The following is a 16,267-nucleotide window of genomic DNA, read 5'->3' on the forward strand; positions in this document are numbered from 1 at the left end:
GCCACCTTTACTCCGCCAGGACGACCACCCCGGCCCTGACTGAACCTGCGCCGACACGGAAATGCTCGCAAGATTGCGGCCTACAGCGATGGTATCGGTGCGTACCTGTTGGCTTGAAGGCGATACAACTCGTAGAAGGGACCTTGGCGAGACACAAGTTCGTCATGGTCACCCGACTCGGCAACGCGACCATTCGTCAGGACGTAGGCGCGGTCGCAGTATCGCACGTTCTCCAGCCGATGCGTGATGAGGATGACCGCCTTGTCCTGGGCGTAGACCCGCAACGCATCAAGAAATGCTTGTTCGCCGCGAGCATCCAAGGCAGCGGTTGGTTCGTCACAAATCAGCAAGGCAGGATCACGATAGAATGCTCTGGCCGCGGCTATGCGCTGCCACTGGCCTTTGGACAACTCGTGACCGCTCTTGAAACGCCGGTCGAGAAGCGTGTCATAGCCTGCATCCAGCCCTTCGACGACCACATTAACGCCAGATCTGAAGGCAGCCGTACCCAAGAGTTCCTGGTCCACAGGAAGGCCCATAGTGATGTTCTCTCGGACCGAGAAGGGCCAGTGGGTGAAGTCCTGGGCGATGAATCCGATGTGCCGCCATAACTCTTCCTGGCGAATGCCCACCAGCGATTCGCCGTTCCAGCGGATCTCCCCGTGGTCGGGATCATAAAGGGCTGCGATCAGCTTCGCGACCGTGCTCTTCCCCGAGCCGTTCTCGCCGACCAAGGCGATCATCTCTCCACGGCTTACCCGAATCGACACGTCGCTGACAGCGGGAGACGTTCCGCCTGGATACGAAAAGCTTACCCCGCTGAGTTCGAACTGGGCAGGTTGGGCAAGCGCCACGACAGGGGATTGACTTGGCGAGACACCGTCCATCGGTCGGACAGAGGAGGCGGAGTCACTCCGCCGAGCCGCCGTGACCTCGAGGAATTCCACTAGATCCAAGAAGTACAAGCCCGACTCGTAGCAGCCGTTGAGCGAGATGACTAGGGCACCCAAAGAACTACTGCCCAGCTGAATGGCGAAGATGGCAGCGCCAGCAGCCGAGAGCGGCATAACTCCTGAGGCGAACAAGACGCCAAGTGCCGCATAAACCAGCCCGATGCCAATTCCACGTAGCACTGTCCCGGTGAACCCGATGACTAGTTCCCGACGGGCAAGCCCGAGTTCCAACCCTTCCTCGTGCCGGGCGATCGAATTGTACTCCACGAGCAGGAAATCTCTCATTGTGAAGGCTCTTACCTCAAGTGCGGCACTCCTTCCAACCATCAGATCGTGAAGCATCCATTTTCTGCGCCGGCTCGAAGCCAGCTGAAAGATCGTTTCAAAGCGCATGCGGGCCGAGCGGGCCGTGGTCCAGGCCTGTACCGCGATCGCGGCTGTGAGCAGTGGCAGGAGCACCGGGTGCAACACAGTAAGCGCTCCCGCCGCGGCCATCACACCCATCAGCGCCCCGAGAACGTCTACAGCACGGCTCACCATCTGCGGGGCTTCGTAGAGCCCACGATCGCGAGCGCGCGTCATCGAGTCATGGAACGTCGGATTGTCGAAGTCAGCCAGCGGCACTTTGCTGGCACCCTCCGCAAGCCTGACGGCCACGATCCGCTCGACCTGCGGTCTCAGTCTTGCCTGCGCCCACCGGGCAAGCGACAAGAGCCAGCTGCGCGCGCCACCCGCGGCCACCACCGCGACGATCGGGCCCAGCGTCTCCAGCAAGGCCTCCCTTGTCAGGTTGGGCGACGATAGTAGTTGTGTAAGCAACTGTGCCCCTGACACCAACCCGAGGCATGCGCACAGCCCCGCCAGAGAGTTGAAGGCGATGACCGACGCCAGATCCCGTCGGCTCGCCTGCCAGCCAAGGCGCAGCGCCTGACGGAGCAGCTCAGGCAATCGCCTGACCACCTGCCACATGGTTGTCGAGATCATCTGGGCTTCGTGCGCTTGCCAGCTAGCCAGCGCAAGGTCATTCGAGTCTGCCGGCTTCTCCGGCGCTGCGACAGTCGCCGACTTTGCCATGACACCTCCTCTACTCGTACTGCATCGCGAATGCTGCACCTCAACAAATTCGTCAAACGATCTTCTTGCCTCCCAACCCGTGCTTCCGCTGCGAGGCGTGACCGCTCGACTAGACACCGAAGACGGCGGTCCAGTTGGTCGTGGCATCTCCGTCGAGGTATACCTTCAGAGCTAGAGCAATTCCTGCCGACCCTTCAAGCAGGCCCGGAATATCGACCTTTCGCGTATATCCCATGCGGGGAACCCGAAAGCCGAACGGAACATCTTCTTGATATCGCTCCAGGATCTGGTCCACGATGGCATCAAGACTGGCTTGTTGGACAACGCCCGGGCTATCATTTCGATATTTGCTTAAGATCAGCAGAAGGCCGGCCAGGCCATGGCAGATGAAGGAGTTGGAGAGGTACGCCCCTTCTGGCAATCGACGAATTTCGGCGTGCATGACATCGTCGGCCAGCGACTTCCAGGAGTCACGCGCAAAGGCAATCCCTGCCATTTGAAGGGCGCGCGCAATGCCGACGCTGCCGTAACACCAGGTGGGTGCCGACCTGGGCCCGTTTCGTGCAAGGAGCATGTCTCTTTCGAGATATCTTGGCCAGTACGGCCCGGCCTCGTCCTCCTGTACGTGTCTGACGAAAGCTTCCCCGATCGCCACGGCGCCTTCCTCGTGCTTCGGCACCAAGACTCCCCGCTGCCGAGAGAGGGCGAACAACGACAGTGGCCCAGCCATCCCATGCGCCAGACCGAAATTGAGATGTCCATTCCGGTATGGCCCGATGGGCGACCTGGGCGAGGCAGGGATCCACCACCCGGGAACCCGCACACCATCACGTTCAACGGGTTGCCCGAGCACTACGAGTGATTCCATAATGCGAGCGAGCACGAGTGAGTCTGACTCCCCACAGGCCAGGAGGTATTGCCCGACTCCTGTTATACCGCTCAACGGATCGTATATGTCATACGATTGCATGCCGGCCAGTTTTATCTGACCTACGAGTATCCGCTCCACGAGCTCTAACACGGCGTCCTGGATCGCACCGTTGAGCCGCGATTTCGCCCGGCTGAATGCCTCCCCTCCGTCAGCGCAGGCATGGAGTGCATAGGCCAATCCAGCCGCACCATGATGCAGCCCGTACCCTTGAAGGGATTGCACGCTCGCCGCAGCACTACGCAGATGGGCCAGAGCTTTCTCCTTTTGGGAAAGCTCGGCGTACAATAGCGCGAGGCCGCTGTGTCCGCTGGATAGACTTGCCCTTGCCCAGATCGGCGCTTTCCAGCCGCCGTCAAGCTCGACCCACTGGCTCGTAGCTTCGACGGTGGTCGTGACACGTTCTGGTTCCGCGAGTAATTCAGCGAGCCTGGAGATTAGCTGGCGTGCACGTTGTCGTCGCTCGAACACTGCGGGCTTCAGCCGATCGTCGGCATTCAGATCGTCGGTAGGCAGCGGCATACCGCTCACAGCTCGTCCTGTCGATTCAGAAGCATGCGGGCGGCGGCAAGGAGCAGGGCGTTCGATTGGAGCTCGGCCTCGGAATCGATACCGATCAGGCGGTTGGCGTGCATATGGAGAAGGCTGTGCGCGATCACGGACGTGTCGGCGTACAGGTCTGTGGCCACCGCCGTAGGCGAAGCTCCTGTCGAGGACGCGACCGCGAATCTTCGGGCAACATCAGCGCGGCCCAGCCAGGAGTCGTACAGTCGGGCACCGGGGTCGCACATTTTAAGGCGGGCCCAGTCGCTGCGGGGATCCAGTATCCGCACCTCGCGCCGCAACTCGGGCTTCAGCCTGGCGCCCGACAACATCGGGGCGAGCCTAGTCACTGCCCAGCGGGCCCAATCGAGGTCCAGGTCCGTAAGAAGCCGGATGTTGTTGAGCGCCACCAGGGTCTCTGGACGGACCCCCAAACTGTCGTGCATCCTGCTTCGGAGCTGGGTGACGACCATATCGCTGTCGGCGCAAAAGAGTCGTTCGGCGTTCGTGACGCTTTCCGGACCACCGTACCTGTGCGTCTCAGGCACGTAGTTGTCGATCGACCAGTCGACGATCTGGCCCTCATTCCACAGGCTCTCCATGACGTCGCTGAGTACCGGAAGCACCTCACGGCGTAAGTCGGCCGAGTCCCCATGGAGCCGGAGCCGCACATGATGATCCGGATCCACATATCGGATGAAGAACCAGCGGTCCACCTGGTTCCCCAGCTTGGCCAGCAACTCGGGAAGGCGATCTCGCAGCAGTTCCTCCTGAGACTCTGCGCGCGAGTAAAGCTTCGCATAGAGCCAGTCCCCTCCAATGGGGTGCCGGGCTGGGCGGCCGCGCAGCACTGGCTTCTCGACGAGGGTCGCGATCGGCGGGGAGCCGTCGCGGCGTTCCTTGACGGAAACGACAATTTCGGCGGTGTGACCGTCGAGCCAGCAGCGCTGTTCAACGGGTGTAACCTCGACCAGCACCACCTCGTCTCGGCTCTGCAGTTCCGCCCGTAACAGTGAACGGTGGAGCGCAGAGCTCAGATCGAGTTCCAGACGGTTGTCGCCCACACCGACCTCTACCAGGTCCGGTACCTGCCAGCGCTCCCGCCAATGTTGAAGGGCGGCCTCCCACTCGCGCCAGCTCAGTGATCGATCACGAAGCGACACATCCGGGAGCCAGCGCGCCTTGCTTATTATCGTGCGGCCGTATCTGACGCGGGGCAGGAATGGAAAAGTTTCGAACTGTCCCCAGCTCCAGCGGCGCGGTGCCGTTACCCAGGTCTGGGAAACCTCAGCAAGGAAGCGGGCGAGGTTCGGTGCGGCGTCGATACGCGCCATGTGTGGCAGCATGGCAAACACGGGAGAGCGATATTTCGTAGACCACAGGAAGAGTCGCTCTCCTGTCGCGCCGACTGCGATCTCGTCTGGTAGAAGCGCTGTCACGCTCTCGTCGTACGGTACGCCTAATGGGATGACGGTATCTAAGACGTTCGGTACTCGTGAGACATTGATCTGACGCGGCCTGGCCGGGGCGTAGACGATCTGCGCGGATACCCAGTCGAGCGTGCATGGGGCAGGCAGCATGTCGCTGAGCAAGGCCGTTGCCCCCGAATGCTCCGCGAACCGGCCCAGCATCGCACCTGGTGTGGGGGTTGAGGCGACGCCTGATAGCAACAACGCGAAGTCCCCCGCTGCAGCCTGTTCTAGGGATTCGCAGTTCAACTCCAAACATAGATCGAAGTAGGCCGGCGTCTCAATCTCAGGGTGCTTATTCGACGGTTCCCCCATAGCCTCGATGAACTCAGCATCGAGAATGATCTCTCGAGCGTCGTCCAACCACGCCTGTTGCAACGCCTTCGCCAACACGAAATTGGGCTGCGCTAACGGGATAGATGCGCCCGGGGCGGGCGCACGCGTAGTATCCCTGGGCACTTCGTAGCCGTCCGGGGCCCCCAGCCCTAGGTGTGTGTCAAGCAGCTGAGTTAATGGAACTAAGGTATGAGTTCCGTAGCGCTCCATGAATCTGGCGTGGTAGCTCGCGAGGGCAGGGGGAATCGCGTAGGGAGATTTACGAGCCATCGCGGTCAATGCCTGGGCCACGCGTTCAGCCTCTCGCTGGACACTGCGCGGCAAAGCGACCTCGACATCTAGCTCTAGATCGATCTGAAGTGCCGATCTGGAGTCTGATGTGAGGCGCGTAACGGCGTCCTGAGTGTCCACGAGCTCGCGCCAGCCCTCCCCGACTGGCTGGCTTGCGTACTTCTCGAGCTGCTGATTTATTTCTGCGAGTGCGGCGCCCCCCTGATGCGTGGAAGTACGGCAGGCGAGTTGTTCGAGGCCATCATGGGAGTTTTGGTGCCACTGCAGGTCAGTTAACAGAAAGTCGTGAGTGACCAGGTTAGCGATCAGCTCGTGTACGGCGATCGGCGTAGCATGCGGCAGGACTTGGGTCAATTCCTGCTGGAGCTCGTGGTACGTCGCCGGCGTCCGCGCTGCCTTGAGGAGAGTGGTGACGGCCTTCGATGCCCTGATGGTCGTTTCGCGTGTCATGCCGTTCGGCGCACCAGGACTTATCGCAAATACGTAAGGGAGAACGTATCGCCCGCCTCGCACGTGACAAAGACTGTTTGTGGAGAAATTGACCGCCTCCAGCAGGTCGCGTTGCCATGAGTGCAGGATGGGCACGAGCCATTCAGAGTCGGGGCGCACATGCTTGCGGTGGAGCTCGCCCCAGCGCGCGAGGGGAGCATCGGAGAAGGAGCCGAGTGTCACTCCAGCGAAAAGGCCGAACGGCGTGGGGCGGCGTGCGGCGCGGATGGCGTATTTAGTGGCTTTTATCGCTATTTGTTCAAGGCGGCGCGGACTTTGCTCTTCTCGAGCCGACAACAACCCCCTTGCAAGCGACGGACTAGCGACCTGGATCGCCTCCATGAGGAGGGCATCGCCAGCAAGGTCGACCAGATAGTCCCGTACCCGTTCGGCATAGTTTTCTAGGCTCTGATGCAGGTCGATCAGTGTCCGGTTGTAACGGTGCGCAGGGAGCACCGGCGACCGAACGATGAAAGATCCCTGGAGACTCACAAGACCAGCCTTTCGCGAAACTGTCCCTGTTTTCTGTATCCTCATGCTGGCGATCACCAGCAGATGTTCTTTCAGCGGTTTCATCGATGAACCGGCTGTGCGGGATCGGGCGCTTTGCGCACCCGATCCCGCTCACGCGCCCGTCAGCAGGTCTCGCACATGTTGAAAGCACTCGGCGTCGTCGCGATGCACCTGGTCACGATCTGGCAGGTAGCGTTAGCGCACGTAGCCGTGGTGTACCCCTCTGAACAGGCGTTGATGTCGTTGTCGGTGACGGCGCGGGTCAGGAAGGCAACGTCGAGGTCGAAGTCTAGATCGTCGATCGCTTCGGGAGTAGTCAGTGTGGGGGGAGGATTCATGAAGGCCTTTCTCTATTAGTACGCATGTCGCGGCCTCGAGTGGACATTTGACAACCTAGTCGCCCACAGCACATGCTCCGCACATAATCTGCACACGGCAATTGCACATGGCTCGAACGCAGCTGACGAGGTACAGAATCTCCCCCTGGCTGGTGGCCACGCTGACGTTGAGTTTTGCTTGATCCGGAGGGTCGCGCATGGCCACCACTGGCGGGAGGTCGGCACACAGTGTGGCCAGAGAAACAACGGCCTCGCGATATCCTGCAGCGCATTAGCCGAACCTTGGCCCGATGAAGGATGAGATACCTGTCGGCATGCCTCCCTCAAGGCGGCACCGGGAACCGTCGTCGCACCTCTATCGATATCGCAGTTCGACACCGCGACCAGAGTCATCCCCGCGCTGCGCTGCCTCTCTCGTACCGCACAGCGCTGCATGCGTTGGCACGCTGGGATGCATGCGACCATATAGAAGGCTAAATCGATCTCGCCCGGCGTGCGATGGAAGCATCAAAGACGGCATCAAATGTCACTCCGGCTAAAGACCGAAGGGCGTGGGGCGGGGCCAGCGCGGATGGCGTATTTCGTTGCTTCGATCGCCAAGCTATTTAAGTGACGCAAATCCTGCTTTTGTCTTCTCCTCCCGGTACTTATGCCGGCCCATCGAACTTAAGCGGGGTTGAGGCACCCACGGCTTCGTCGTGTCGTGGCGCAGCGGGTGCGTAACCTCTGGTTCTCGGCATTCCGAAATCCATACGCGTCGCGGGCGACGGTCCTGATCACGTGATTGGTCCCTTCAGAGCGCGCGTTGGCGATGCCGGTCTGGATGAACGCGAGAATCTCGGGCCACCAAGTCTCGATTGTGCTCGCCAGTCGTTCGAATTCTGGCAGCCCCGAGGCGGCGCAGCGGTTGTAGAAACGGAACAGCCGGCCGGCGACGACAGTACGAGCGGGATACGTACGCGCCAAAGAGAGCAGGTCAAGCAGATCTTCCTTGGCGTTCCACGCAGCCAGGACCGGCACTGCGATCCGTCTCGGCAACGCCATCAGGTCATCAACCATCGGGTCGAGCTGCGAGCCGTGCATCCGGGCAGCTGATCGCGGCAGCCGGTTACGCCGTTCCCATTCGCGGTTGCCCTTGCGTCCACGCCGGCCTCGAACCTGGACGGTGACGCGGCAGCGGACCTCGGTCACCGCCTGATTGGCCGACTGGACCACATGAAAATGGTCGACGACGAGCCTGGCCTGAGGTAACACGGTGCGGATGGCGGATTTGAAGATGGTGCACATGTCGATCGCGACGAAGGCCACGCCATCACGCCAGGCCTGGCCGCGCTGGCCGCGCCAGCCGGTGACGGCGGCACTGGTGCGGCCTTCGACCTGGCCGAGCAGCCCTTGCCCGCCGGAGATGTCGACGAAGCCCCGATCAAATTCGATGAGCCGGGATCGGGCGCTTCGCGCACCCGATCCCGCTCACGCGCCCGTCAGCAGGTCTCGCACATGTTGAAAGCGCTCGGCGTCGTCGCGACGCACTTGGTCACGATCAGACAGGTGTACTTCGTACCCGTGCCCGTCGCCTCTGAACAGGCGTTGATGTCGTTGTCGGTGACCGCGCGGGTCAGGACGGCAACGTCGAGGTCGAAGTCCAGATCGTCGATCGCCTCGGGGGCAGTCACTGCAGGGGGAGGAGTCATGACAGACCTTTCTCTATTAGGCGCGCATTTTGCGGCATCGAGTGGATATTTGCCAATATAGTGACCCACGGCACATGCTCCGCACATACTCTGCACACGGTAAATGCCTATGGCTCGAACGCGATCAATGAGGTACCGTCCCTTAAAAATACGCAGAGTTTCAGGAGCGGAGAGTGGAAGTTATTGACGCTGCGCGGCGCGCACGAGCTGCGCAGATAGCACATGCGACCATGGGCACCTTGAGGGACCGCTCGCGCTTGGCCACCGCCGGCGAGTGGTCAGCGCACAGTATGCTCAGAGGTGACACTGGCCTCGCGATAACCTGCAGCGCATTCGCCGAACTGTGGCCCGATGAAGGGTGGGATGCCTGCGGGCACGCATTTCTCAAGGCGGCGCTGGGAACCGCAGCCGCGCCTCAATCGATATCGCTGTTCCACAGCGTGGCTGGAGTCACCTTCGCGCTGCGCTGCCTCTCTCGTAGCGGACAACGCTACGTTGGTGTGCTGGAACAAGTGGAGGCCATGCTCTTCGCTCGGATCGGCGTGGCGCTTGACAAGTTGCCGCCTGCGGGAGGGCTGGCTGAGGCGGACTTCGACCTGATCGACGGTCTGAGCGGTGCAGCCGTCCCATTGACCGTAGCTGCAGAGGACTCTCGTCACCTGGCTGGGCGGACGAGTACGCCCAGCACTCATTCCACCCTGGCGATCAGCCTTCTAGAACGCATCATGCGACGTTTCACCGTGTGGGCCCTCCAGCCTGTTCCCGGAGGCTTCTGGACGCCACCAGACCGGATCCGTGACCCGTATCCAGAAGCGCGCAGCGGATATCTCAACCTTGGAGTGGCACATGGCATCGCTGGACCGCTTGCTCTTGCTTGCCTCATCAAGCGTGCGGCCCTACTGAACTTCGACCTCACACCACTGATCACAACGCTTGCAGAGCGATTGAACGCCTGCATCCTCGAGACCTCTGGCGGACCAGATATCCCTTACCACTACCTCGCTCATGTCGCCCCATCCTTGGAGCGCCAGACCCGATCGGCGTGGTGCTACGGGAACCCTGGCGCTGCCCGGGCACTACAGCTTGCCGCGTTAGCCTGCGACCGTCCTGCTTGGGAGGACACAGCGGCCGAGATCTTGCATGCATCTCTCGGACGCAGCGAGGACGTCAGAGCCATCCCGTCTCCCACGTTCTGTCACGGCAAGGCGGGGCTGGTGCACGTGCTCCACCGGTTCGTCCGTGATGCCTCCAAACCGCGCCGCTTACTCCATAAGGCACTAGAACAAGAGCTGGATGAACTGCTCGACAAGTACGACCCTGAGGCCGACTTCGGCTACCGAGACATCCACTTGCGCATAGGCCCCCGGGACCATCCAGGGTTTCTTGAAGGGGCGGCAGGAATAGCCGCGGTCCTTGCCGCCTTTGCTGCCGATAAACCCCTGACCTGGGAACGCGCCGTACTAATGGGATGACGACACGCGTGCAGGCGCTTGCGTGCTCTGGCAGAAACGCCTGCACAGGCACACCCGGGAGCTAGGAGATCAGGCCGAACCCGCGGATGGCCCGCGAATAGTGCCGGGAGAGCTCGCAGTCGATTCGACATGAGGCCGGTGCCGTCAGCACGTCGGCATCGCCTGTGTCCATGCCAAGCTCCGAGGCTCGATCAAGCGCCGATTCCCGGATCGCGGACATGGTAGCCCCACGCAAGGCAGCGGCTTGTACCGGCGCCAAGAATCGCGATCCTTCCATAAGCTCGGACAGCTCGCGTAGGTCGGTGTCTGTGACGACCGCACGTACCTCCGGAGGGTTCTGGTGCGTGCGCCTACCGCCGTCGGCCCGTATGAGCCTGGTCAGCAGTCGCTGAAGCAACATCACTGGCCAGCCCAGGACGTGGCCGACCACGCGCCCGATCGACCCCGCCGCTTCGTACGTGCCTGCTGGTGTGCCCTGCGCGCCGAGCACGGCGCCGATGCGTGTGTACTGCTCCTCGCGCAGGTGCGACGCGCTGCCGCGACTGCCTTGCAGCGACTCACGCCATTGCGTCAGGGTGGACAGCGCGCTACCGATGATCAGCCCCTCATGACCCTGGTTGGCGTAAGCATGGGCCAACAGAGCTACCCGATGTCGTGCAGGCAGGAGTAGCCAGATTGGCAGCCCGATCACCAGTGTCCTGCCCCTGAACCCGGTTCGCACATATTCGCTTGTCATTCCCAGATCTCTGACCGCCACGCTGGCCGGCGGCTGGACGTGCATGGTTCGCGCTACTCTCTCGGCCAAAGCGTGGAGTTCGGGAGCGGCTGACCGCTCCACCACCTCGACATCAACGGGTAAGCGGGGTGGCCGAGGACACATCAGTACGCCGACGCCTATGAGCAAGGCTCCGATCAGCCAGGCGAAGAGGAAGTCGGCGTTGACATAGATGACCCGGACACCCAGCGCCATCAGCGCCAGGGTGCTCGCATGAATCATCAGCGAAATCAGTACGGCAGCAGCCGTTCGGATCCTATGCACCTTGCAAACTCCTTTTCGTCTCAAGCATGATCGGGGCCTCTTCCAAGCAGCCGCTGCACCGTCCGCGGGTTGTTCCCAGCCACTCGCGACCGGCCTACTCCCGCAGCTACCGAACTGGCCGGTCACATATTGGCGGTCATGCGGACCACCCAAGAATTTGTGGGTCCTTCCGGCGCTGCAACGATTCGTCGTGACTCAGAATCGCGCTGTAGAGGCGCTGGAGTGCAGGCGAGGGATCCACCCCAAGATCCTCTCTTAGCCGCATCGACAGTCTCCTGTGCTCGTTCAGAGCGCCGTGCGGGTCGCCACTCGCGTAGAGAACTCGGATGAGCTGCTCGGACGCTCGCTCTCTGGTCGGGTGATCAGCTACGACGGCACGAGCCTCTCCAACAAGAACATGGGCCAACCCGAGCGCGAGACCCGCCTCAATGTAGTCCTCGCGGGCGAGCAGTCTCTGCTCATTAAGAGCATAGATGTACCCTCGCATCACCGTGCTACCCGATGCATTGGAGCATGCAGGCCCCGCCCACAGCGACAGCCCTTGCCTGAGCCTGTGCATCGCGACGTCGAATTGGCCGCGAGCAGACGCGACGCCAGCCTGGGACGTGTGCTCGTTGAACGCCTGTACATCGCTCTCCCCGCTCTCGATGAACAGCTGGTATGTCGCGTCGGCTCCGCCGGTACCACGATTAGTGTGTAGACGGTCAGTCAGACCGTATTCCCGCAGGTGTGTACGGGCTTGTCCGATATACGTGCGAAGGTTGGACATCGCAGAACGCGGGGGGTTGTCCCAGATCAGCCGTTTCAGCCTGGACGCCGACAGGCCGTGGCCCCCGGCGAGCATGAGAGCCGCAAGTATGCCCAGTGATGTGGGCGACGCGGGGCAGGGGATGACAGCCTCCGAGCCCAGACGAACCGGTCCAAGTAGATGAAAAATCACGAGGCCTTCCTGGTTCATTCAGTGCCTTGCATTCCAAGTGTGGCCGCAGAACGGGTGGCCTCCTGAATCATGTCGATTAACACTTGTAGTGCTGTCGGTCAGGACGCACGAATGTTGCTTGGTCTGGCGATGATCTTTTCGGCGGTTCTACCAACGGTTGAATCTTCTGGTGGGCGTCCGTCAGATACCCCCGCCGCGTTCGCGTTCGCCGACCGGCCTGCATGGCGAAAGTGGGAGGCATGGGCACAGAAAGAGATCACGTATGAGTGCGGCGCCAGGGTCAGCTGCATTTGCCAGTCAACCGAAACGTCCTGTAGGCGCAAGTTCGCTGTGACGGTCGGGTAGGGCACGCTCAACCCAAGAGTGGCGAAGTAGTGATCGATGTTGAACAGCAATCGGTAATGCCCTTGCTCAAGGTCTTTGGAGCCCCAGTCTCGCACCAAGCCGTCTTCATCGGTCGCGGCACGAGCTGCGGTTTGCCAGCATCCTCCTGCCAAGTGCTGCAATAGGACGGGGATCCCAGCAGCAGGTCTGCCGTACGCGACGTCGAGCGCGTACGGGGTGATACTCGAAGGGGACACTTGGAATCTCCTGCCTGCGCCGATCGACGCATGTGCACGATGAGCGCGGTGCATTGTCAAAGCCATAATGACGCAACACACTATCCTGGCGCTTCTCGCCTGCTATCTTCCCTGACCCCCGCTCTTCCCGGTCCTGGCGTCGCCCGCTGCGGAAAGGTTCGCAATAGCCTGGCGATACCTATCTTGTTATATGTTTTCGGAGCAGCGGCAATTACTACCGATGCCGCACACAGGAGGCCCGTCTTGAAGAACAACAAGGTTTTCCTTGTCAAGTGCCTGCTCATAACGCTCGCCGCACTGTTCGTATCTTCTGCACTCCCGAGCGCCGCATGCGCGGATGGCGAGGCGAACCTTTCCGTTTCTGTATCGAATACACCGTGGGGCTGAGTCAGCGGGTGGCGGACCTGGCTTCGACATTCCGGCCGCTATCCTCCAGCAGGGCTGTCGCCCGAGCATGCAACGCGGCGGCACCGATCCGGTCAGCAAGATCCAATGCCTCACGATAATAGGCAGCGGCCAACGTCGAGTCCCCCTCAGCGCGGGCCAACTCTCCCATGCCAAGAAGAATCCGTGCCTCGGCAAGCCGCTCGGCGGAAAGCCTAGCCAAGCGTCGGCCCTCACCCAACGCTTCTCTTGCTTCGTGATGCAGGCTCAAGCGCAGGAGGGCTAGGCCGAGGCCGTGCAAGTTGTATGCTTCACCCACACGATCGGCGAGGCTGCGGACGTGCACGAGCGCCTGTTCGAATGCTTTGACTGCTCGCGCCGGGTCGTCCAAGGACAGCCAGACCTCCCCGATTCTGTGCAGAACCTGCGCCTCCACCCTGGGACTGTTGGCCCCGCGTGCCAACGCGATGGCCTCTGTCAGCAGCTGTTCCGCTTCAGCGGGGTTGCCAAGTTCCAACTTGAGGTGCGCGAGACCTTGCAGCACGTATGCAATTGCTATACCGTCCTCAACTCGTCGGAATACCTCTAGTCCCTCGATGTAGCGAGCCTCAGCTGCTTCATAACGGCCGGCGACGCGGTCGAGAAAGGCGATGTTGCGGACGGCGAGTGCTACCCCACGCTCGTCGCCACATTGCCGAAAGGTTCTTGCCGCAGCTTCGAGTTCATGTCTGGCTTCCGGAAATCGCTGCTCGTGGATATAGAGCGAACCGGTCGAATACAAGGTTGCGGCCTGGCCGCGCAGGTCTCCTGCCTGCCGGGCGGCCTCCAAGGCAACTTGATGGGTCTCTCGCCAGTCATCGAGGTACATCCTGGACTCGAACAGTGTGACGGAACTCAGAGCCAGATCCCAGCACAGGTCAGTGAATCCAGCCTGCGCCGCCTGACGAACGCCGTGAACGAGACTGGACCGTTCACGCTCGAACCAGTGGAGCGGCTTGGCCATGAGTCCGTCCACGATCTCCTTGGGCAGCGGCCAGCGGGCGGCCTTGGAGTGGATCTGAACGAACGGCCCGCCGTACAGGCGGATGTGCGCTTCCTCGGCCAATGCGAGGAGGGCACCCAGGACCCTCCGCAACAGGCCTTCGCGGTCGCCGGGACTTTCGTGCGCCGCCAGTTTTTCTCGCGCGAAGACCTTGATGAGATCATGGAAGCGGTAAAGACCGGATATCCCTTCACCTACCGTGAGCGGCTGGATCAACTGGGCATCGACAAGTTCGTCCAGTAGATCTTCCGACTCCATGGGAGGGACATCCAACAACGCGATGACGACCCAACCAGAGAACTGTGGTGTGTCGAAAATGGCTAGCCGGCGGAAGAGCCGCCTGGCATCCTCGCTCACCCCCTCGTAGATCAGTGAGATCGTTGCGCGGATGCCCAAGCCTGCATGGTTGAGCTCGTCGAGCCGGCGGCTTTCGTTCTCCAGTCGGTTCCGTAACTGCTCGACGCTCCAATGCTGGCGGGCGGACAGTCTGGCTCCGACGATACGCAGTGCGAGCGGTAGATTGCCGCACAGCTCGGCAACGGCTTTGGCCGAGCTCATGTCCGAGTTGATCCGTTCGTCTCCAGCGATCCGCGACAGCAGCCTCAGCGCCTGCTCCACGTCGAACAGCTCCAACTCCAAATGGTGGACGCCGGGGAGGGCGGCGAGTCGGCTCCTGCTCGTAATAAGCACAGCCGAGCCTGGGGTGCCAGGCAGCAAAGGCAGGACATGGCTCTCGCCCCCGGCGTCATCCAGCGTGACCAGCACACGGCGGTCCCCGAGCAGCCGCCGATACAAGCTGGCTCGTTCCTCCATCTCGTCAGGAATCTCCGTCCCGGGTACGCCGAGCGCGCGCAGAAAGCGCTCCAGAACCTGCATGGGGCTGAGCCTGCGAGATTCGACACCGTGCAGGTCCGCGAAAAGACAGCCGTCGGCAAAGTGCTCAGCGAGTCGGTGAGAGACGTGCACGGCAAGCGCCGACTTGCCGACACCGGGCATGCCGCTGATCACTACAATGGGCACCGCACGCGAGGCGGAGACTACGGTGGAGGAAAGAAGAATCTGCTCGATATCCCTAGTCTGTGGCTCTCGCCCTGTGAAGTCGGCTATATCTGGAGGTAGCAGACGTGGGGCGCTCCGCGCCAACCGAATTGACTGTCCGCTGTGCTCCCCAGACAGGCTGATACCAGCATCACAGGTGAGTATCGCGGTCTCTAACTGCTGCAGACGCTCGTTCGGCTCGATGCCAAGCTCATTGATCATGAGTTCGCGCACCGCCCGGTAGGATTGCAACGCTTCCGCCTGGCGACCGGAGCGGTACAGCGCAAGCATGAGTTGGCCATGCAGACGCTCGCGCAGCGGGTGTTCCTTCACCAACGCCGCCAGCTCGCCGACCACTTCATGATGCCGTCCCTGTGTCAACGCCAGTTCGATGCACTCTTCGTTCGCCGTGACGCGTAACTCGGCGAGGTGGGCCGCGGCCGCTTGCACCTCGGGGCTGCTGATCCCGCACAGGACGGGTCCGCGCCACATCGCCAGTCCCTTGCGATAGAGACTGATCGCCTCTTCGATGCGGCCTGCGTCCCTGGTCACTCGAGCCCGCTGGACCAGGTCTCCGAACTGATGCGAATCCAGCCGGGAGGGGTCCGTCTTCAGGAGGTATCCGTGAGGCTTGGTCTGAATGGAGTTGCTCTGCTTTCCGGCAGCGAACAGACGCCTGAGTGACGAGATCACGATCTGCAACTGGGTTCGTGCCGTTAAGGGGGGTGTTTCGCCATAGAGTGCCGACAATAACCTATCGGAAACGACTGTTTGGCAGGGATGGAGAAGAAGATAAGCCAACACCGTTTGCTGACGGGTGCCCTCAAGGCCGAGAGGCCTGCCGTCGATCAAAGCCTCCAACTGGCCCAAGAGGCGAAACTCCAATGAAACTCCTTGCACGAGGCGCCTGCCCACAGTGGCGCCGCACGCGCTCCAGCTAGTCCGGAGCGCGCCATTGGGACGTTTGTACCATCAAACTATAACCTGTATCACCGCTCTGCAAACATGACGGTTTGTTATCGATTCTTGTCGAACACATTCACACGTTGATATTCCTAATAGCCGTGTGTGATTACATCGATCTGAGGCGTTACCGCTACACGGGCTCGCCTGGGGAGAGTCGCAGTCCTCTCATGTGGCGATCGG

10 protein-coding genes are annotated in these 16,267 nt (G+C 61.4%); 1 reads left to right on the forward strand and 9 read right to left on the reverse strand.

Annotated features, from left to right (window positions below):
* Positions 1–80: 80 nt before the first annotated feature.
* From AB0J71_RS02715 to AB0J71_RS02735, 5 genes are all read right to left on the reverse strand, one after another.
* Positions 81–2,027, reverse strand: a complete 1,947-nt coding sequence (locus tag AB0J71_RS02715; RefSeq protein WP_364412271.1) for an ABC transporter ATP-binding protein — start codon at positions 2,025–2,027, stop codon at positions 81–83.
* Positions 2,028–2,136: 109 nt separating this feature from the next.
* Positions 2,137–3,477, reverse strand: a complete 1,341-nt coding sequence (locus AB0J71_RS02720) for a lanthionine synthetase C family protein (protein ID WP_364412744.1) — start codon at positions 3,475–3,477, stop codon at positions 2,137–2,139.
* 5 nt (positions 3,478–3,482) lie between these two features.
* Positions 3,483–6,659, reverse strand: a complete 3,177-nt coding sequence (locus tag AB0J71_RS02725) for a lantibiotic dehydratase (RefSeq protein ID WP_364412274.1) — start codon at positions 6,657–6,659, stop codon at positions 3,483–3,485.
* Between the two features lie 941 nt (positions 6,660–7,600).
* Positions 7,601–8,368 carry a transposase gene (locus tag AB0J71_RS02730; RefSeq protein ID WP_364412747.1) on the reverse strand — a complete coding sequence of 256 codons (768 nt, stop codon included), beginning with the start codon at positions 8,366–8,368 and terminating at the stop codon, positions 7,601–7,603.
* Between the two features lie 47 nt (positions 8,369–8,415).
* On the reverse strand, positions 8,416–8,607 hold the full coding sequence (locus tag AB0J71_RS02735; RefSeq protein WP_352324169.1) for a hypothetical protein: 192 nt from the start codon (positions 8,605–8,607) through the stop codon (positions 8,416–8,418).
* Positions 8,608–8,882: 275 nt separating this feature from the next.
* Between AB0J71_RS02735 and AB0J71_RS02740 the strand changes: the two genes are divergently transcribed.
* Positions 8,883–10,097 carry a lanthionine synthetase C family protein gene (locus tag AB0J71_RS02740; protein ID WP_352324167.1) on the forward strand — a complete coding sequence of 405 codons (1,215 nt, stop codon included), beginning with the start codon at positions 8,883–8,885 and terminating at the stop codon, positions 10,095–10,097.
* A gap of 61 nt (positions 10,098–10,158) precedes the next feature.
* On the opposite strand, the gene AB0J71_RS02745 is transcribed toward AB0J71_RS02740, so the two are convergent.
* The 4 genes from AB0J71_RS02745 to AB0J71_RS02760 all read right to left on the reverse strand — a co-directional run bounded on the left by AB0J71_RS02745 (position 10,159) and on the right by AB0J71_RS02760 (position 16,006).
* Entirely contained in the window at positions 10,159–11,136 is a 978-nt protein-coding gene (locus AB0J71_RS02745) for a hypothetical protein (RefSeq protein ID WP_364412278.1), read from the reverse strand.
* Positions 11,137–11,272: 136 nt separating this feature from the next.
* Positions 11,273–12,094, reverse strand: coding sequence for an AfsR/SARP family transcriptional regulator (locus tag AB0J71_RS02750; RefSeq protein ID WP_364412281.1), 822 nt, complete (start codon positions 12,092–12,094; stop codon positions 11,273–11,275).
* An 80-nt stretch (positions 12,095–12,174) separates the two neighbouring features.
* The gene (locus AB0J71_RS02755; protein ID WP_364412284.1) at positions 12,175–12,723 is read right to left on the reverse strand and encodes a hydroxyisourate hydrolase; all 549 of its coding nucleotides are present in this window, start codon (positions 12,721–12,723) and stop codon (positions 12,175–12,177) included.
* A 322-nt stretch (positions 12,724–13,045) separates the two neighbouring features.
* Positions 13,046–16,006 carry a BTAD domain-containing putative transcriptional regulator gene (locus AB0J71_RS02760; RefSeq protein WP_364412287.1) on the reverse strand — a complete coding sequence of 987 codons (2,961 nt, stop codon included), beginning with the start codon at positions 16,004–16,006 and terminating at the stop codon, positions 13,046–13,048.
* Between the last annotated feature and the right edge of the window lie 261 nt (positions 16,007–16,267).

Origin of the sequence: Nonomuraea sp. NPDC049637 (assembly GCF_040675235.1) — a bacterium.
GTDB lineage: Bacteria > Actinomycetota > Actinomycetes > Streptosporangiales > Streptosporangiaceae > Nonomuraea.